Origin of the sequence: Acinetobacter sp. CIP 53.82, assembly GCF_000369465.1 — a bacterium.
Taxonomy (GTDB): Bacteria; Pseudomonadota; Gammaproteobacteria; order Pseudomonadales; family Moraxellaceae; genus Acinetobacter; species Acinetobacter indicus.
In genome coordinates, this window is the sequence record NZ_KB850046.1 from 1,714,841 (window position 1) to 1,734,460 (window position 19,620).

At 51.2% G+C, this 19,620-nt stretch carries 12 protein-coding genes; 4 read left to right on the forward strand and 8 right to left on the reverse strand.

The features are described 5' to 3' along the window. Nucleotides 1-12: 12 nt before the first annotated feature. The 7 genes from F905_RS13630 to F905_RS13660 form a co-directional block, all read right to left on the reverse strand. Nucleotides 13-1,515 (reverse strand): UvrD-helicase domain-containing protein, encoded by a 1,503-nt coding sequence (locus F905_RS13630; protein WP_005181808.1) that lies wholly within the window; start codon nt 1,513-1,515, stop codon nt 13-15. A gap of 11 nt (nt 1,516-1,526) precedes the next feature. After that, a complete protein-coding gene (gene hisIE / locus F905_RS13635) occupies nt 1,527-2,312 on the reverse strand; it encodes a bifunctional phosphoribosyl-AMP cyclohydrolase/phosphoribosyl-ATP diphosphatase HisIE (protein ID WP_005181811.1) in 786 nt (261 codons plus the stop codon). A 149-nt stretch (nt 2,313-2,461) separates the two neighbouring features. Beyond that, complete coding sequence (locus F905_RS13640) at nt 2,462-3,538, reverse strand: patatin-like phospholipase domain-containing protein (protein WP_005181814.1); 1,077 nt, start codon at nt 3,536-3,538, stop codon at nt 2,462-2,464. A 193-nt stretch (nt 3,539-3,731) separates the two neighbouring features. Continuing rightward, complete coding sequence (locus F905_RS13645; RefSeq protein WP_005181816.1) at nt 3,732-5,351, reverse strand: ABC1 kinase family protein; 1,620 nt, start codon at nt 5,349-5,351, stop codon at nt 3,732-3,734. A 12-nt stretch (nt 5,352-5,363) separates the two neighbouring features. Beyond that, nucleotides 5,364-6,035, reverse strand: a complete 672-nt coding sequence (locus tag F905_RS13650) for a ubiquinone biosynthesis accessory factor UbiJ (protein ID WP_005181819.1) — start codon at nt 6,033-6,035, stop codon at nt 5,364-5,366. Nucleotides 6,036-6,054: 19 nt separating this feature from the next. Beyond that, nucleotides 6,055-6,996: a bifunctional demethylmenaquinone methyltransferase/2-methoxy-6-polyprenyl-1,4-benzoquinol methylase UbiE gene (gene ubiE / locus F905_RS13655; RefSeq protein ID WP_005181822.1), complete on the reverse strand. Its 942-nt coding sequence runs from the start codon at nt 6,994-6,996 to the stop codon at nt 6,055-6,057. Between the two features lie 207 nt (nt 6,997-7,203). After that, nucleotides 7,204-7,908 carry a DUF8198 family protein gene (locus F905_RS13660; RefSeq protein WP_005181824.1) on the reverse strand — a complete coding sequence of 235 codons (705 nt, stop codon included), beginning with the start codon at nt 7,906-7,908 and terminating at the stop codon, nt 7,204-7,206. Between the two features lie 207 nt (nt 7,909-8,115). On the opposite strand from F905_RS13660, the gene F905_RS13665 reads away from it, so the two are divergent. After that, on the forward strand, nt 8,116-9,540 hold the full coding sequence (locus F905_RS13665; protein ID WP_005181831.1) for a polyphosphate:AMP phosphotransferase: 1,425 nt from the start codon (nt 8,116-8,118) through the stop codon (nt 9,538-9,540). 74 nt (nt 9,541-9,614) lie between these two features. On the opposite strand, the gene F905_RS13670 is transcribed toward F905_RS13665, so the two are convergent. Further along, a complete protein-coding gene (locus F905_RS13670) occupies nt 9,615-10,121 on the reverse strand; it encodes a hypothetical protein (RefSeq protein WP_005181834.1) in 507 nt (168 codons plus the stop codon). 181 nt (nt 10,122-10,302) lie between these two features. On the opposite strand from F905_RS13670, the gene F905_RS13675 reads away from it, so the two are divergent. The 3 genes from F905_RS13675 (at nt 10,303) to recD (ending at nt 19,547) form a co-directional block, all read left to right on the forward strand. After that, the gene (locus tag F905_RS13675; RefSeq protein WP_005181836.1) at nt 10,303-13,989 is read left to right on the forward strand and encodes an exodeoxyribonuclease V subunit gamma; all 3,687 of its coding nucleotides are present in this window, start codon (nt 10,303-10,305) and stop codon (nt 13,987-13,989) included. A gap of 3 nt (nt 13,990-13,992) precedes the next feature. Beyond that, on the forward strand, nt 13,993-17,691 hold the full coding sequence (locus F905_RS13680; protein ID WP_005181839.1) for a UvrD-helicase domain-containing protein: 3,699 nt from the start codon (nt 13,993-13,995) through the stop codon (nt 17,689-17,691). An 80-nt stretch (nt 17,692-17,771) separates the two neighbouring features. Beyond that, entirely contained in the window at nt 17,772-19,547 is a 1,776-nt protein-coding gene (recD, locus tag F905_RS13685) for an exodeoxyribonuclease V subunit alpha (protein WP_005181842.1), read from the forward strand. The last annotated feature ends 73 nt before the right edge of the window (nt 19,548-19,620 follow it).

The window sequence follows — 19,620 nt, forward strand, 5'->3', positions numbered from 1 at the left end:
CACCTGCATGCTTTAACCCACCGCCTTACGCAAGGACACCGGCATCTGCTGTTTCAGCTGTTGCACCAGATCGTAAATATGATGGATATTTAAGCTTACTTTAGCACGTGTGCAGGCCACGTACAGTAATCGTAACTCTTCATCACTAATTTTATGATCGCGTTCATTGACCTTGAACTGATAGTCATCTTCCAGATGCACGCGGTCCCATTCCAGCCCTTTGGCTTTGTGCGCGGTCGAAATAATATAGTCCGCCTGGCCAATCGGGGTGATTTTGGCCAGCGCCTTTTTCAGCGGATCAGTACCATGATCATCCACCAGTTTTACCAGCGGCTTAATGTCGCTGCCTTCATTGGTTTCGCAATATTCATGTACATCGTGCCAGGAGTTAAACCAGGCCAGTTCCGGCACATCGGTGACGCGGCGGCCCTGTTTCAGCATACTGGCGGCATCGACAAAGCGGTTCAGTTTGACATGATCGGCCTGCAGGCTGACCTTGTCACCATGTACCAGACCGGCCAGCAGCAATTCCATCGCCCGGGCATTGGTGCGGCATAAAATCGCATCGCGCTGTTTGGTATGCGGCTTGTTCACCACTTTGGAATGTAAATCCGGGTTGCCGAGCAGCGGCACGGTTTCATTTAAGCCGCCGAGAATGGCATTGGCGGTCATGGCGATGTCCGGACCAAAACGGAATGAGGTGGTTAAGCGCGACTCCGGCAAAGGCAGTTGCTGCATGGCGTTGATGGCACCGCGCCAGGCATAAATTTGCTGATGGGCATCGCCCACATAAATCACCTGGGTGTTGCGTTGTTTGAGCAGAATCCCCAGCATTAGCGGGTCGGCATCTTGCGCTTCATCAAACAGCACATAATCGGCCGGAATATTCGGTTCCGACAGCGCCCACAGTTTCAGGTAAATATCATGACCGATTCCGGCCTGATGGTTCGGATCAATTGATTCCAGCCAGCGCCGTTCCACTGCCGGATACAAATGTTTTTGCAGCAGCTCGGCATCATCAGGGTGCAGCCAGTTCGGTGCCTGAATATGCCGTGGTGCCGGATATTGCGAGCTGGTCGAGCAGAAATAGCCAACGGCATTGGCCACCAGACTGGCCAGCCGTGACGGCATCAGCACATATTTTTCATAGCGGCCACCCATCATCCGGCGCAGGGTAATCGGTTCGAGACGATATTCCTTGGCAATAAAACTCGGACTCAGGCGCGGCAGGCGCAGTTTGTCGGTGACTCCACGTGGAACACTACGGAAGGCCAGCGAGTGAAAGGTGCGACAATCGACATTGCGATGAAACTTGTGTTGTGCTTCTGCAGCAATGGATTTGTTAAAGGCCAGATACATGCCACGCCGCTCCGGCATGGCTTCACTGATCATCTGTAGGGTAGTGGTTTTCCCTGTGCCGGCATAGGCAATCACCTTGAAGGATTTACCCAGACGTGCGTTATCAATGGCAGTGGCCTGCTCATAGGTGGCGGTCGGTTTCTTCAGCTCAGACACAGGGCGACAGCTTAAGCCTGAGTACGGTTGGCTTTTTCCACCAGACCGGATAAGCCCTGACGGCGTGCCAGTTCATTCAGAATCAGTTGCGGGTCCAGATTGAAATAGCCGAGCATGACCAGGCTGTGGAACCATAAGTCAGCCACTTCATAGATCAGGTCATTTTTATTGTCTTCATAAGCTGCAGCCTGATATTCCTTGGCTGCCAGAATAGTTTCTACGCTTTCTTCACCAACTTTTTCCAGAATCTTGTTCAGGCCTTTGTGATACAGCTTGGCCACATACGAAGAATCCGGATCGGCGGCTTTACGTTCAGCCATCATTTTGCCTAAATAGCTCAGAATTTCGACCTGTTCAGATTGCGCAGTGGAGGCATTCATGGCCAAGGTGTGCGGATTGCTGGACTTCTCGCCATAAATCGCATTCGGGTCTTTCAGCTGCGCATCAACAATTTCCCAGCCATTCGGAGTCAGTTTGCGATAGAAGCAGGATTCACGGCCAGTATGGCAGGCAATGCCGCCATGCTGTTCAATTTGCAGGATAATCACATCAGCATCGCAGTCCAGACGGATTTCATGCACCGTCTGGAAGTGACCGGATTCTTCACCTTTGTGCCAGAGTTTGTTGCGTGAACGGGAAAAATACACCGCCTGATTTTTTTCTGCGGTTAAGGCCAGCGCTTCGCGGTTCATCCAGGCCACCATCAACACCCGACCGGTTTGATGATGCTGTGCAATGGCTGGCACTAATCCCTGTTCGTTAAATTTTACTTCATCGAGCCATTGCAAGTTATTCATGAGTATGTCACCAAAATTTGTTCAGAAAAACGAGATTTACGCCAGTGCGCAAACGCTATAGTGTACGGTATCTGACCGGCTTGCAGGAAAAAATCTTTGCCTATTTTTGCTCAGGATGTTACCACCATCCTGCTCATTCATCTCCCCATTTAAAGCGGCTGTAACACCTCTGGTAAACACTGCTTTTCAACCAGTTCTAAAAATTCATCGCCCAGGCGCTGACTTTCCGCAATACATTGTTTCCAGAGCTGAATACGCTGTGCCTGATCCATGCCTTTTAAATTAAAGTCTTTACGGTCGGGTAGGCGGCCCAAGGGTAAAGACTGTAAATATTCGGCTGATGGTGAAATCAGCAGGGTTCGTGCATGATTGTCCGGATTGGCTTTGCGGTGTTTCAGCATTTTGTCGAACCAGCCTGGGGTAATGCTGTCGGTAAAATGCGGATACAGCACCAGTCCCTGACTCTGAAACGGCAGGTCAATATGATAGTCAATCAGGCCGCCATCGCGGTAGCTGCCCGGCGCTTCCGGAATATCCCGAATTGCGGACATCACGCCCGGAATTGAGGCCGAAGCCATCAGCCAGCTGGTGACATTGTCCGGCGTTAGCGCATGATAATGGGTAAAGAAATCATCCTGCACCTGAAACTGGTTGCCTTGAGCTGGCTGGCTGATCACGCGCTGCATAAACAGGCGGTTGTGTTTGCGCGCCAGTGCATTGCCGCTGACAATACCAGCCACCGAGGCCAGTAGGGCCAGTGCACGGTCACTCTGGAAAATATGCTGCGCTTTTACCGAAAGCACGGTCAGATGATAATCCGGATGATCGACCAGCTGCTGTGCCTTGCCATCGACCAGATTCAACAGCATATCGCGGCAGACATGACTGACGTCCTGCCGTGACATTTTTTTATGAAAGCTCAGATTGGTATATAAGTCTGCCAGCCGTTCGGTACCTGCTTTGGCGCCCCAGGCCAGAATGCTGGCAAAACGCCAGCTGCCAATTGAAGAACCAATCAGGGTGCGGCGCTGCGCTGACTGCGGCAAAAACTCGCCAAAAATGGCCTGATCCAGTCCCTGAATACCAATACCTTTTGGACCACCGGCAGCACCCGGAATCATATCGACCTGATCGGGTTGTAGGCCCTGCTCGGCAATCAGCTGCCGGGCCAGATGACCGGCACGAAGGGTGAGGGCAGGTGGACGTTTTTGCAGAATCTGGATCATGGTCAGGCAGAAAAATAAACAGTTGTCTGTATTTTAGGCCAGTGACCAAGGCTCACAAGGGCAGGAATGTTCACTCTCTGACTGCTCAGTCATCCGGCATGTGGTCTGCAATAGCGTGGCATAAAAAACCGGTCATGTGACCGGTTTAAATAATGGGGGATATAAGGCTTCACGCAACTTCGCCCATTTCGCCTTATTTGGCCACGCGCCAGACTGCCAGAATACTGGCCAGCATAATCAGAATGACTGAGACAAACCACGGTGAAATAATCGCAATCGATAGCAGAATCGCCATTACGCTACCAAAAATCCAGCTGCGTTTTTGCTGATGCTCCATTTGCAGACGCATGCTTTGCAGTTCATTTAGCTGTTTGGCATGCCAGGCCGACTGGTTTTTCAGGCCGTTTAAGCTGTCGATCATCAGGGTCGGTAAATCCTGCGCACCCAACAGTAGGTCCGGAATTTTTTGTCCCAGCTCTTTCAGGTTTTTCTGCGGATTCATTTGTGCCTTGACCCAATCGGTGAGGATTGGTTTGGCCAGACTCCAGATGTCCAGTTCCGGATACAGATCGGTGCCCAGCCCTTCAACATGCACCAGCGTTTTGAGCAGCAGCATCAACTGTGGAGGAATTTCCAGATGGAAACGGCGGGCAATATCCATCACTTCAATCAGAATACCGGCAAAGTCCAGCTCATGCATGGGTTTGGAGACCATCGGTCCTACCGTGCGGCGCATTTCACGTGCCAAAGCATCCTGATCAGTGCCCGGTGGAATCCAGCCAGCCTGATGCACAATCTGGATCAGCTGCATAAAGTCGCTGTTCATGACCGCCAGTAACATGCGCGCCACGGTCATCTGGTCGTGCTTGGACAGCTCACCCATAATCGCGCAGTCCAGTGCAATAAAGCGTGGGTTTTGCGGATTGATAGTTTCTACAAACACATTGCCCGGGTGCATGTCGGCATGGAAGAAGTTGTCGCGGAACACCTGGGTAAAGAAGATGGTCAGGCCTTTTTGCGCCAGATCGGCGCGGTCCATACCCAAGCGGTCAAAGGTGGCCACATCGGAAATTGGTACCCCGGTAATCCGCTCGGCCACCATCACATCTTTGCTGTCCATATACACTTCCGGCACATACATCATGCTGGAGCCGGTGAAGTAATGGCGCATACGGCGGGTGTTATCCGCTTCTAAGGTCAGATCGAGTTCTTTCAGGATAATCTGGCGATAGTCCTGAATAATTTCGGATAAATGCAGCGCGCGTGCCGCTTCAAGACGTTTTTCCAGAAAATGGCCCAGCCATTGCAGAATTTCAAAATCCTGCAGAATCTGCTGGCGGATATTAGGACGGGTGACTTTGACCACCACTTCGCGGCCATCGTGCAGGGCAGCGGTATGCACCTGGGCAATTGAAGCAGCTGCCAGCGGCTGTTCATCAAAACGCGCGAACAGGGTGTTGACATCGGCCTTTAAGGATTCCTGAATCCGCATTTGCGCGACATCGGAACCAAAGGGTTTGACCCGGTCCTGCAGCAAGACCAGCTGCTGTAATACTTCAGGTGGAATCAGGTCACGACGGGTCGATAACAGCTGACCGAGTTTAATCGCCAGCGGTCCCATATCTTCCAGGGCCTGTTTCAGCTTGAGCGGATTTTTCCGTTCCTTACTGGACCAGGCCGCCGGATGCATCCGGATCAGACTCAGAATATGGCGGGCTTTTTCTGGTAATTCTTCCGCAGGGAACAACGTGTCGAGTCTATAGTGCGCAGCAATACGCCAAAGTTCGATTAAACGTGAAACGTGCGGAATCATAAATCTCTTTACCTAGTCGTGTGAATCTGGAGTGTCTTCAAGCTGCTTGCGGAGCTGTTGAATCTTGGCCTCTACGCGGTCGATATTCTGGTTCAGGATGCGGGTATCCTGTTGCAGATCATCCATTTGCCAGCGCGGTGCAAACAGGCCGGAATCTTCTTTCAGGGCATCTTCGGCGAAAAACAGCTGACTTTGCAAGGTTTTTTTCAGCTGCTTGGGCGCCAGCTGGATTTTACCCAGCTCATGTGCCAGTGTCGGGCCAACCCACGGCGACAGATGCGCGGCCAGATCGGGTTCGGCCTGCTCGATAATACGCTGGATGTCCTGTAGCAGCTTATAGTCGCCTTGTACCGGAATGGTGCCGACATCATCGGCCAGCAGCAGTTTCAGCAGTTCCACCACATTCTTGACCTGCAAGGTGGCGGTGGCTTCACTGAGCTGCTGTTCGCGCTCAAACGGGCGCTGCTCGAAAATAGACGGTTGGGTTGCCTGTCCGCTAACGGTCGGCTCCAGACGCACCTTGTTTTCATCAAAAAATACATCTACCGACAGTTGCGGCCCATCCATCACCACGCGCAGGGTTTTGCCCTGTAGCTGGTTCAGCTGGATGCGGGTAATCGCATCCAGATTAATGACATGATGGATGCATCGTTCAACGGCACCTAAGGCCAGAATCGACCACATAGCAGTGTCCTTTTCGGAATTAGAGTTTAAAACCGCGGTGCACCGCCACAATACCACCGGTCAGGTTGTGGTAGTCACAGTTCTGGAAGCCGGCATTTTCCATCATGCCTTTCAGGGTGCGCTGGTCTGGGTGCATACGGATTGATTCCGCCAGATATTTATAGCTTTCAGAATCATTCGCCACCAGTTTGCCCATGATTGGCAGTGCGGTGAACGAGTACAGGTCGTACAGTTTCGAGAACGGTTCAAATACCGGTTTTGAGAATTCCAGGATCAGTAAACGGCCACCTGGCTTAAGTACGCGGTACATGGCTTGCAGTGCAGCATCTTTATCGGTCACGTTACGTAAACCGAAAGAAATGGTCACCAGATCAAAGCTGTTGTCAGCAAAAGGCTCTAGTGTTTCAGCATTGGCCAGAACGAAATCGACATTGGTACAACCAGCATCAATCAGACGGTCACGACCGACATTCAGCATCGATTCATTAATATCTGAAAGGACCACATGACCACTTGGACCAACTTCACGGCTAAAAACTTTGGCCAAATCACCGGTACCACCCGCAATATCCAGTACGTGTTGGCCACGACGTACACCCGACATGTTAATCGCAAAGCGTTTCCATAAACGGTGAATACCAAAAGACATCAGGTCATTCATGATGTCGTATTTGCTGGCCACCGAATGAAATACTTCCGCCACTTTCTGGGCTTTTTCTTCGCTGTTTACGGTCTGGTAGCCAAAATGTGTGGTCGCACCGACATTACCGGTATTGGCGCCACGTGGCAGGTTGTATTTTGGAATGCTGCCTGTTACCGGGGTGTCAGTCAGGCGCTGCTCTAGAGACTGCTGCTGACCTTGTGGTGCACCTTCCGGTAATGGCGAGGTTAAGAATGGGCTCACTTTGTCTGTGTTGGTTGCCGTTTCTGGATGGGTAGGCTTTTGCTCTTCATTAGACATAGTGTCACTCCTAACATGAAAATCGGGTTGATGTGGCAGTGCAAGCATGATGACAGATTCTTAGGCGTTGTACAGTCATCGGCCTGCAATTGTCAGGAATAAAATACAGAAAATTGAATTGTTATCCTGATGAACGTGAATGCATATTCGTTTTACTGCTGTTTTTGTACCAAATTTTGGCCATCACATGCAAAAAATTATGTGGCTTTATTGAAAGGGCTGCGGATCTCCCCGATGCACTTTGTCAATAATCTGGCGTTCAACTGCGGTAAATTCGCGGACAAATTTTTCTGCAGATTTCAGCGGTTTCATGGCCACAAAACCATCTTGCATAAACTCGTACATGATATCGAAATTATATTTATGCGCGGCGCCTTTACACATTTTAAAGGCGGTATAAACCATAAAGGAGCGCATGTATTTGTCCAGGCTTTTGCCCAGTTCATCCAGCATGTCCAGCTGTTTTAAACGCGCGCTGCCCTGATCGAGCTTTAAATAGGTCAGGCGCATCATCTCGTCGGTCAATGGCGTCTGCGCCGGATAATCCTTTAACAGCTGAATGGCAACCTGTTCATCCAGCTGCACCGCTAAAATGGCCAGGGCCACCCCGGAGGTGCCGGTTTTAATGGCATTTTCCGGAATCAGTTTTTCTGCTTTATGTGCGTATTTGGTCAGGCGTGCAATCTGTGCGGCCAGCGTATCAAAATCGGGGCCGCCGTATAAACGGTTCAGAAAATATTCGGCCATCAGTACATTATTTTTTTCGGCAAAATGCGGGGCATGGGTACGTTGCATGCGCTGTTTCTGCCACAGCTGCACTTCCTGCAAACGTGTGAAAATTTCCGGCTGGCGATGATATTCAAATTGATTATAAAGTTCTAAAAGGTCATCTAAAACCGCAAGTTTGGACATGGAGCGTCTCAATTGTTTTGACTTAAGCGGCATTCTAAAGCCAGTTACATGCACAGGCCATGACAAATTGGTGACAGATTCAGGATCATCGGGTCAGTTTGCACTAGAAATAGACAAAATCAGACAGACGCGCTATACAAAATCATCAGCCGCCCGGCCAGCAGGCTGGTTATACTGAACGGAACAATAAAACAAGAGTGTGTGCCTATGACCGAGCAGAACCCGCAAACAGAATTTCAGTTAATGGATGAAGATCAGCTGTCTGTCGAGCTGATTGAAGCACAATATGCCCTAAAAGACAGCCGCGGTCAGAGCAATGCCAAAAGTCTGGTGATTCTGGTCAGCGGCATTGAGCTGGCTGGCAAAGGCGAGGCGGTGAAACAGCTGCGTGAATGGGTTGATCCACGTTATTTGCATGTGAAGGCCGATGCTGCACACCTGTTTGATTTCAAAACCAGTTTCTGGCAGCCCTATGCGCGTTTTATTCCGGCCGAAGGGCAGATCATGATTCTGTTTGGCAACTGGTATAGCGATCTGCTCAGTAGCGCCACCCATGTCTCGAAGCCCTTTGATGACAGCCTGTTTGATGAGTATGTGCAGCGTTTTCGGGCCTTTGAACAGGATTTAAAAAACAACCAGGTCGATGTGGTCAAGATCTGGTTTGACCTGTCCTGGAAAACCCTGCAAAAACGCCTGAACGAGATGGACCCGAGCGAAGTGCGCTGGCACAAAATGAATGGCCTCGCCTGGCGCAACAAGAAACAGTACGACACCTTGCAAAAGCTGCGCCAGCGTTTTACCGATGACTGGATTATTATTGATGGTGAAGATGAGCAGCTGCGTGACCAGCAGTTTGCCCAGCATGTATTACAGGCTTTTAAAGATTGCCCGGAGCATCCGAAAACTGTTGAGCAGAGCTGGCAGCAGGCGCCCATTCCTGAGGCCTTGCTCAATCCGGACAATGCCGCGCTGGAGGAGGGCGACTATAAAGCCGAACTCAAAAAACTCAGCCGCAAAGTGGCCGATGCCTTGCGTTTTGATGACCGCAACGTGGTGATTGTGTTTGAAGGGATGGATGCAGCCGGCAAAGGCGGCGCAATTAAACGGATTGTGAAAAAGCTGGATCCGCGTGAATACGAAATTTATACCATTGGCGCACCGGAAAAATATGAATTACGCCGGCCTTATTTATGGCGTTTTTGGACCAAGCTGCAACCAGAAGAAAAAATCTGTATTTTTGACCGTTCCTGGTATGGTCGGGTACTGGTGGAACGGATTGAAGGTTTTGCCAGTGACCTGGAATGGCAACGCGCGTATGCGGAAATTAACCGCTTTGAACAGGATTTAACCGAACATCAGACCGTGATTATCAAGTTCTGGCTGGCGATTAGCAAAGATGAGCAGGAACAGCGTTTTAAAGCGCGTGAACAGACTGCGCATAAACGCTTTAAAATTACTGAGGAAGACTGGCGGAACCGGAACCGCTGGGATGATTATTTAAATGCCGCAGCCGATATGTTTGCCCATACCAGCACCGAGGATGCACCGTGGCATATTATTGCCACCAATGACAAAAACAGTGCCCGGATTGAAGTGCTGAAAACCATCTTGAAACAGCTGAAAGTCGATTAAGCCGGCAGCAACCATGCATGAAACAGCCATAAAAATGCCGGTCACTGGACCGGCATCAGATTGAGGAAAAAGGCTTAGCCATTGACCACCTGGGTCTGTTTCTGCTGGATGCCTTTGGCAATCTTATAGCTTTCTTCCACATGCGCTTCGGCGACTTTCTTCATGACAAAATAGCCCAGGCTGGCCGCCACCAGCTGTCCGCCTAAAGGAATAAATTTGGTGACTTGCTTCGTGATCACTTTCGCGGCAACATTGTTCAATGATTTTTTGACGGCGGTACGTGCCACCACCAGGCCGGAAAATTCAATGCCACGTTTACGCAGTTCCTGCCAGTGAATCTGCTTGGTTTCGGGGTCATAGACACTGACCTGTTCCGGCGACAGACCAAAACGGGCATTAATTTCAGGAATCAGTTGTGACAAAATACCGACGTCAATCACGACATCTAAAAATGGAACCGGAATGACCGCCGCGCCTGCGGACACGTAGGCCCGTTTTTTGACCAGCTCCAGACAGTCAGCACGAACTTGCTCTAAATTTAAATTGGGGTCAATCGAGTTGGGAATCTTGTCTATTTTCATAATATTAAATACCTTAAGCGGTGTATCGATTTTTTTATTGAAGCACTATTAAGGTACGTATTTCAAAGCATTTTTGAATCGAACCATGAGCTAAAAGTGACATAGGCAACTGCAAAAGTATAGTAATGAATCTTTATGGTTTTGTAGATATCATGGCAAAAGTTTAACAGGGTAGAGCGTTATGGGGATTCATGTCATTCAAAGTCAGCGTGTCGATGTACTGGTCGAGGCGATGCTGAAGACAGTCCGTAAACCTGCAGCGCATCCGCTGGAGGTATTAAAAACCCAGCACTTTATTGTGCCGTCCCCTGCGGTGGAAGCCTGGTTAACCCAACGTCTGGCCGAACATCAAAGCATCTGTGCCAATACCGAGTTTCATCACCGGATTCGCGGTTTCCAGTGGAGTGCCTATCAATGGGTGCTGCATGATCAGAAGGACTTGGTCCGTCAGGCCAATATTCCACGAATTATCATTAAATGGCGCGTATTTCAGGCGCTAAAAGAATTTATTCAGCCGGAACAGAATCCGCTAGCAACCAGCCATGCGCTGTTTCCGATTATCCAGCGGATTTATGCCAGTGCCGACCGGCTGGAACAGCCGCTGGAACGCCAGCTGAAAAAACAGAGCATGTTGTATTGGGTGGCCGAACAGGTATCCAAACTGTTTAGCCACTATATGACTTATCGTGGGCATTGCCAGAAAGGCTGTGGCGAGCAGTGCCGCTGTCCGACCAACTGGCTGATGCAATGGGGCCGTGATCAGGCCCTTGATCTGGAGCAGATGTTCTTTAAAACCGACAGCGAAGTGTCGGGCTTTATGCTGCAGCAGGCAGAAGAACTGGAGGCGTGGCAGCGCTGGCTGTGGCAGGCAGTTTTTCATGAAGATTTTGAGCAGATGCAGCAGATTGACCAGCTGTTCTGGCAGGCGCTGGGCAGTCCGGAGCAGCCGGGCAAGGCGCTACGCAAATTACCGAAACAGCTGGTGGTATTTACCTTGTTGGACTTGCCGCCGCAGCAGTTACAGTTCCTGCGCCGTTTAGGTCAGTACATTGAAATTTTTATCCTGCATTACAACCCTTCACAGGAGTACTGGGCCGACAGCGTCGATCCGAACTGGAAGGCACGTTATGATGCGCGGGTGAAACAGCGTTTTCTGGCGCAGCATCCACAGGCCAATGATGCCGAGATTGCCCAGTTTTTCGAACAGTTTACCCTGCATTTTAATGCCCAGAACCGCGAGTCGCGTCATCCCTTGCTGACCCGTCTGGGCAAGCAGGCACGCGATCATTTCTCCTTACTCTCTGCCTTATCTTCCGGTGAAGAAGGCGTCTGGGCCGATCTGTTTATTGATGACTATCAGCCCAGCTTATTGGGCAAGCTGCAGGCCGATATCCTGTATTTAAATGAACCGGCCGCGCATCAATATGCTTTAGAGCAGCATGATGATTCCATCCAGATTCATGTCTGCCATTCCAGTCTGCGTCAGCTGGAAGTGTTAAAAGACCAGCTGCTGCACTGGCTGTCGCAAGGCACAAAAGAGCAGCCACGCCGGCCAAGCGATATTCTGGTTTTAAGTCCAAATTTAAAAGAGCTTGAGCCTTTAATCCGCAGTGTCTTTGCGCCGCCACCGAGTGCGCGTGATCTGGGCAGTCCCTTACATGACAGTAGCCGGTTGGCCCAGCACAGCGTGTATTTGCCAATTCAGATTGCCGGGGTTAGCCAGCTGGATGTCAGCAATGCCTGGCGCGCCGTGGCCGGCCGGATTCGTCTGTTACAGGGCCGCTTTAGTCTGGATGAATTTGCTGACTGGCTGGGACTAGCGGCCAGTTTGCAGCGTTATGAGCTGGACATTACCCAGCTGGAGCGTTTGCTGGAACTGCTCAGTGCCGCCGGTTTTAAACGCGGTTTTGATGCCGAGCATTTGCAGCGCAGCCTGAGCGCCGATGATCAGGATTATCGCTTCAGCTTTAAATTTGCGCTGGATCGTCTGGCGCTGGGGCTGGCCATTCCGGAACATACCCTGTTTCAGGACACCCTATGTTTTGCCGAAGTGATGCCAGCCGATTTTGAACTGATTGCCAAACTGATCCAGATTTATCAGGACCTGGCCGAGCGCCGGCACTGGATGATTGCGCATGAACGCGGCGAGAACACGCGGGCCGAACAGTGGCTAAAACGCTTAATGCAAGACATTGACGAGTTTAGTGCAGCCGGTGTCACCGCGCTGGAAACGGTTTATAAGATCATTAAAAAGCAATACCGTATGCTGACTTTGGCCAGCTATTATGATGAGCAGGACCGGCATGCGCTGGCGGCCTTAAGTCTGCCTTTGCCGTATATATTGGAAGAAATTGAAGCACAGCTGGCAGCACAACTGGAACAGGCCGAACCAAGCGGCCAGATTACCTTTTGCCAGCTGGGCCAGCTGCGTCCACTGCCGTATAAACTGGTGGTGATGCTGAATCTGGATAGTGGCAAATTCCCGAATCGTAATGTGCAGCTGCCATTCGATTTAATGCAGTTGCTGAAACCGCAACTGGGTGACCGCTCACGTCTGGAAGATGATCAGGGTGCATTTTTGGATGCACTGCTATTGGCGCAGGACAAGGTCTGGCTGTTTTATAACGGTTTTGATGTCAATGATGGGCAGGTGCGTGATCCGTCCAGCATCTTGCAGGAGCTGATTCAGCATCTGGCGCTGATTGTTGCCGCGCCGCAGCCCGAGTCTGCGCTGAACCAGACCGTGAGTATTGACGGGATTGAGGTGCCGGAGCAGTTGCGTCAGCTGTACTGTGTGCACCGTTTACAGCCGTTTGATCCGCTCGGTTTTGAATCCAGCGAGATCATCCGTTTTCAGGACCAGTGGTATGCAGTGGCACAGCAGATTCGTCAGCCGGGTGGGCAGCGCAGTCACTGGGCCAATCAGCCTTATCCTTTATTGACCCAGGATTTGCAGGTGCTGGACAGCCAGCAATGGATTCAGGACATGATTTTCCCGGCGCGGCTGTATTTAAAAAGTGTCGGGGTGGAAAACCTGCGCCCGGAACAGCGCAGCGATCAGGCCGAGCCGTTATTGCTGGATGGTTTAGGCCGTTATACCATCCGCGATTTTCTGAAACAGCAGCACGATACGCCCGATCCGGCACTGTTACAAGATCGCCTGCCAATTGGCAAGATTCGTGAAGGCAGCTGGACCATGAGTTTGGTCGAACAGCAGCAGCTACAGGCCCGCTTGCAGCAGTATGCACCGAGTGAAACGACTATCACCCGACAGGTCTGGAAAGTGCGTCCTGACTTGCACATCCGCCTGACCCTGCCAAAACAGGGCGCCGAGCGCTGGGTTAGTCTGGAAGCGTCCAGTGCGCGTGCCAAACGCCGTACCGCACTCTGGCTGGAATATCTGCTCTGGCTGGCCTATCTGAATCTGGGTGATGGCGGCCAGCAGCATCAGCGGATTGTGGTATTTAGCGATGATACCGTCTGCTGTGAAGGGGTCAGTTCCAATCAGGCCAGACAGTGGCTGGAACACTGGTTTAAGGCTTGGGACTATGGCCAGCGCCAGCCCTTGGTACTGCCATCAGCCTTGCTGCTGAAAGTGGCGGAAAAAGGCAAGCAGCATGAATGGGAACCCGATGCCGAACAGCGTATGCAGCTGAAAGATCTGGAGGGGCTGTATAAGGACTGGAATGATTCGGGCCAGTTTAGTGCCTTTTCGGTGGCCGACAACGAAGCCTGCAAGCATCATCGTGACTGGCAGTTTATTTTGCAGGAGCAGGATGCCAGTTTATTATTGGCGCATGCCTGTGAACAGTTTTCCTATGATTTATACCAGCCGATTTTCTGGCACCAGCAGACGCTTGAGGAGTAAATGATGGCCGCTACTCCACATTCTTCGCCACTATCTTTCCAGCCCATTACCGACATGCAGTTCAAGGGGCTGCACTGGATTGAAGCTTCGGCTGGCACCGGCAAGACCTATACCTTATCCAGCCTGATTGTGCGGATTTTTCTGGAAGCCTATTTACCCCATCAGGTGGTGGCGACCACCTTTACCCGTGCCGCCGCGGCCGAGCTGAAAAGCCGGATTCGTGCACGTCTGGTTGAAACCCTACGTTATTTTGAACAGTGCCAGTCCTATACTGAAGCCGAACTGCAAGCCAAGGCCCAGACTGAGTCCGATCCGCTATTGCAAAAAGTGCTGGCGGATTATGCTGCCAAACCGGACTTTGCCCGTGACCGGCTCAAGCTGGTGATTGACCAGCTGGATGAACTGTTTGTGGGTACCTTAGACAGTTTTAGCCAGAAGTTGTTGCGAGAATTCAGTTTTGAATGTGGCAAGATTGAACGCGCCGATATTACTGATGATGCCAAAAGTTATGTGCATCAGCTGATTCATGATGTGCTGCGGCAATGGCTGCAGGCCCAGCCACAGCAGGTGGTGAATTATCTGCTGTTGCAAAAGAAACTCAAGCATGTCGACGCCTATGAGGGTATTGTTGAAAATACCCTGAATTTTGCCTCGGCCCAGTTTCGTGAAGTACCGGCGCCCGAACTGGATTTAAACCAGTTTGAAGCAGCCATTGATGAGTTGTTGCAGCTGGATCTGGCTGATGTCGACAGCCTAGGCGACTATTATCTGGAGCAGGGCCAGTACGCTGCATTGGTTGGGAAAAAGTGGCGCACCAATCAGCTGATGCAACACACCTTATGCGAGGCTTTGCCGGCATTACTAAAGGCGTTGTCCCAGCAACGTGGCTATGCCTTGTTTGCACCACATTTTGAAAAAACCTTAAAGCTGTGTACCGATTTATCCACCAAAAAAGTGCTGAACAAATGTCCGGACGAGGTGCTGACGCAGTTTGAACAGCATGCGGTGATTCAACGGCTAAAAGCCTTCTGCCAGCAGTTGCAGCAGCTGCAACTGGATTTAGAGCTGCTGGATGCCTATCTCAAATACTATTTAAGCCGCGAAGTGAAAAAACGCCTGCCACAGGTGTTGCAGCAAAAAGGTGAAACCACCTTTGCCCAGCAGATCCGCAGCCTGTCGGAAGCCTTGCAGGGCGAGCAGGGACTGCGTTTTGCCCAGTTTGTGCACAGTAAATATCCGTTGATTCTGGTCGATGAATTTCAGGATACAAACCAGGATCAGGACAGTATGCTGGCCAGTATCTGGCGTCATGCCCGCTATTATCAGCAGGGCTGCATGATTATGGTGGGTGATCCAAAACAGGCCATTTACGGTTTCCGCGGCGGTGATATGCTGACCTATAACAAGGCCCGGGCCGATGTGCAGGCCAAACAGGGACGTCTGTATAGCCTGAAATACAATCATCGTTCTATTCCGGCTCTGGTGGAAGTGGTGGACGCCTTGTTCCAGCGCCAAATAGATTTTGGTGAAGAGGTGCAATATAGCCTGGTAGAAGCCGGACCTCGTCCCCATCCGGCCTTAATTGACGGGCAAGGGGAGAACCGGCAGCCCTTGCGCTGGTTAATGCTAGAAGACAAAAATAATGAAGCATTGCAGGTGGCCTGGAAAATCCGGGAGCTTTTAAATCAGGCGGCGCAGCAGCAGATCTATCTGCACAATGGTCAGGAGCGCAGCCCGCTAATTGAAGATGATATTGCGGTGCTGTCCAAAAACCATGACGGGCTGGACAAGGTGCAGTATGAACTGGAGCGGCTTGGGATTCGGGTGAACCGTCCATCCAAACGCAGTGTGTTTGACAGCCAGATCGCCAAAGATGTGGGGGCGGTGCTGACCGCAATTATGCATCCTTATGATGAAGCCAAAGTCAAAAGAGCCTTGTTAAGCCGCCTGCTGAATTTTAATTTACAGCGCTTACTGGAACTGGAAGCCCATCCGGCCGGCTTGAGCCAGTTTATGGATGATTTTGACGGCATCCGCAGCATCTGGTTTGAAAAAGGCTTTTTAAGTGCCTGGCAATATGCCCTGAACCTGTTTCAGGTCTGGGAAAATCTGGTCGCCCATCACAGCCGTGACAATGAACGGGTGGTGGTCAATCTTCGCCATTTAAGCGAACTGCTTAGCCAGCACAGCGAACATTATCAGGGCGCACAAACCCTGTATCAGTGGTATTTAAAACAGTTGCAGGCGCCAAGTGAACGCGAGTGGGAACTGGAGCGAAAACTGTCCAATGCCGCCGGGGTACAGTTGATGACCATCCACCAGTCCAAAGGGTTGGAGTTTAAAGTGGTGTTCTTGTTGGGGGCGGATAAGGATTTTCGTGAGGTCAACAAAACCCTGAATTTCTCGACTGTTCAGGCGGTCAATCCGCTGACCGGTCAAACCGAGCAGCAGCGTCTGATTGCGGTAAATGCAGCAGCTTTGCTCAGTGCAGAGGATCAACAACAGCATCAGCTCCGGGCCGAAGCTGAGCAACGCCGTCTGTGGTATGTGGCGCTGACCCGGGCCAGCCATCGGGTCTATGCCATTTTGCAGGATCAGAGCGGCAAATCCTGTTCCGGTCTGGCTTTCTGGCGCGGTCAGGGCAGTGACGTTTTCCAGCATCCGCATTGTGGCGATGAAGCATTGCTGACTGAAAAGCCGCCAAAGCTGAAGCCGCAGCAGCATGAGCAGACACTACCATTAACGGCAAAGACTTTCCCGCAGCAGCGTTTCTATCCGCGCAGTAAAACCAGTTTTAGTGCCCTGGCCCAGCATTTAAGCCGTAAACAGGCGATTGATGCGCTGGCGGCGCACATTGAGCAGCACAGCAGTGCCGCTGATGAACTGCATCAGCCAGTAGCGGTCGACGATGTCGAAATCCTGAATCAGCCGATTGCCTGGATTAAACGCCTGTTCCCGATGGGAACCTTGGCCGGTAATTTCCTGCATGAGATTTTTGAACATATTGATTTTCAGGATCAGCAGGACTGGCCGCTGGAAATCCAGCGCCGTTTTAAAAATGATTATCCTTCTTTGTGGCAGGAGCTGCAGGACAAGTTTAGTCAGGAATATCCGGAGCATACGGAGGACATCTTGCTAAGCTGGCTGTCGGCATGGCTGCTGGATGTGCTGAGTACGCCGCTGCATCCGGGCTTTCAGTTAAAACAGCTGGCGCCCGAGCAGCATCTGGCAGAATTTCCGTTTTATCTGTCCTTGTCTGATCAGGTCTTGGCGATCAAGCGGATTCATCAGCTGTTTGATGAATATGGCATTCAGATGCTGGATTTTCATGATGCCAATTCGGCACGCTATTTAACCGGTTCGATTGACCTGGTGTATTTCGATGGCCACCGTTACCATATTGCCGACTATAAAAGTAACTTCTTGGGCGCCGATCAGTCGCATTATCAGGCGGCCTCGGTGCAGGCCAGCATGTCACAGTCCAGTTACTGGCTGCAGGCCGGTCTGTATCTGGTGGCCCTGCATCGCTACCTGAAAGTCCATCTGGAAAATTACGATATTTATCAACATTTAGGTGGGGCCAGCTATTTGTATTTGCGCGGCATGAATGGTCAGGCCGGGCAGGGCGTGTACCATTGGAAACCGCCGGTCGAGTTTATTTTGCGACTGGATGCACTGTTGGGGAATCCAACTGTCGATTAACTGGGGAAAATTGCCTAAATCATTTAATAACATTTAAAGAAAGAATGATTTAGCATGTGGATAACTTTGAGGATAATAGTGTGGACAACCAGCGGACAGTTTTAGCAGCAACGCCTGAAACCCAAAGCCCGGCATGGTTTGCGCTTTGGAGTAACTATCTTTTACAGGCGCCTTTTTTTCAGGCGGAAAAGCGAGAAGATTCCGCTAAAATCATCGCGCAGTTGCTGGAGGCTACTCTCAATGGTGACAGCTGTATAGCCGCTTCTGCCGAACAGGTGGCAGCGTTGGCCAATCTGGTCGGTTCCGGTTCTGAACCGGGTTCGGTGGCGCCGTTTATTTATGACCAGCAGCATTTATACCTGTACCGTTATTGGGCGCTGGAGTCGGCGCTGGCACAGCAGGTGGCACGCTTAAAACAGCAAGCTGTTACGGCGGTAGATGTGTCGGACTATCTGCATTTATTGGAAGACCAGCACCAGCAGCAGGCGCTCAAAATGACCGCGACTACCGCTTTTAACCTGATTACGGGCGGCCCGGGTACCGGTAAAACCTATACTTTGGCGCGGATTATTGCCGTGCTAAACCAGGCCTTGCCGGAAATCCGGATTGCCATGGCGGCCCCGACCGGAAAAGCCGCGCAGCGTATGAAAGAAGCACTGCAGAATTCCTTTGATGATCCGAAAATTGCCAATCTGGTCAGTGACGATCTTAAACGCCTGACCCCGATTACCATCCACCGGCTTTTGGGCCTTGGCAACCGGCAGCAGCCACGTTTTCATGCCCGGCAGCCGTTGCCTTATGACCTGATTGTGATTGATGAAGCTTCCATGCTGGACCTGAATCTGGCCAGCATGCTGTTCAATGCCATTGCTGAACAGACCCGGGTGATTTTACTTGGGGATGCGCAGCAGCTGGCGTCGGTCGATGTTGGTTCGGTGCTGGCCGATTTACAGCAGGTGCCGGCACTGGCAGATAATCATGTGCATCTGGTCACCAGTCGCCGTTTTAAAGCCGGTGCCTTAATTGGTGAAATGGCCCGCTTTATTCAGCAGCAAACGGCTGAACAGCCGGCCGTGCAAATCTTGCAGCAGTTTGCCGCACAGCTGGTACAGCCGGGTGAATTACAGGCCGTAACTTTAACGCCGGATATGGCCGATGTACTGCAACTGGAATATTTACCCGATGAAGCGCCCGATCCCGTAGCCGGGCAGGGCTATTATGACAAACTGATGCTGGGCTATCAGGGCTATGTGCACAGCTTAAAACAGTATTTACAGGCTGATGATCCGGACTCGGTGGTGGCGCAGGTGGTGAAAGCCTTTGACCAGTATCGGATTCTGACTGCAATTCGGCATGGTGGCTTGGGCTTGCAACAGCTGAACATGCAGATTGAGCAGCGTTTGTTGCAGCAACTGGCTCTGGACGTGGCCAAGCAGGGCGACTGGTATGTCGGCCGGCCGGTAATGATGACCTATAACGACTATCAGCTCGGCCTGTCCAACGGTGATATTGGCCTGTGTCTGCAACGTCTGCGTGAGGGCAACCGGCAGTTTGAAGTGTATTTCCCGAGTCTGGATAAATGGGTGCCAGCCACACGCTTGCCAAAAAATATTGAAACCGCATTTGCTCTGACCATTCATAAATCTCAAGGTTCGGAGTTTCAGCATGTGGCGGTGGTGCTGGATCAGGCCGCGCAGAATCTGCTGAGCAAGGAACTGATCTATACCGCCATTACCCGGGCCAAATCGGTGGTGAGTTTACTGGCCGACCGGCAGGCGCTGGTACAGGCCTTAACCGTGAAAACCAGCCGTAACAGTGGTGTGTTAGAAAAAGTAAATGAACATTTGTCATTATAAAGTTGGCATAAATAAACCCGGCCGTTGTAAGAAAATGCTTACAACGATTCGAGAAATTTGCGCATAGAGCTTT

Coding starts and splice junctions, on each gene's coding strand:
- F905_RS13650 (WP_005181819.1), bottom strand. CDS start 6,035: ATGTGGTCGATTCTGGCCTTAGGTGCCGTTGAACGATGCATCCATCAT.
- F905_RS13665 (WP_005181831.1), top strand. CDS start 8,116: ATGACCGAGCAGAACCCGCAAACAGAATTTCAGTTAATGGATGAAGAT.
- F905_RS13645 (WP_005181816.1), bottom strand. CDS start 5,351: ATGATTCCGCACGTTTCACGTTTAATCGAACTTTGGCGTATTGCTGCG.
- F905_RS13675 (WP_005181836.1), top strand. CDS start 10,303: ATGGGGATTCATGTCATTCAAAGTCAGCGTGTCGATGTACTGGTCGAG.
- hisIE (WP_005181811.1), bottom strand. CDS start 2,312: ATGAATAACTTGCAATGGCTCGATGAAGTAAAATTTAACGAACAGGGA.
- F905_RS13640 (WP_005181814.1), bottom strand. CDS start 3,538: ATGATCCAGATTCTGCAAAAACGTCCACCTGCCCTCACCCTTCGTGCC.
- F905_RS13680 (WP_005181839.1), top strand. CDS start 13,993: ATGGCCGCTACTCCACATTCTTCGCCACTATCTTTCCAGCCCATTACC.
- ubiE (WP_005181822.1), bottom strand. CDS start 6,996: ATGTCTAATGAAGAGCAAAAGCCTACCCATCCAGAAACGGCAACCAAC.
- F905_RS13660 (WP_005181824.1), bottom strand. CDS start 7,908: ATGTCCAAACTTGCGGTTTTAGATGACCTTTTAGAACTTTATAATCAA.
- F905_RS13670 (WP_005181834.1), bottom strand. CDS start 10,121: ATGAAAATAGACAAGATTCCCAACTCGATTGACCCCAATTTAAATTTA.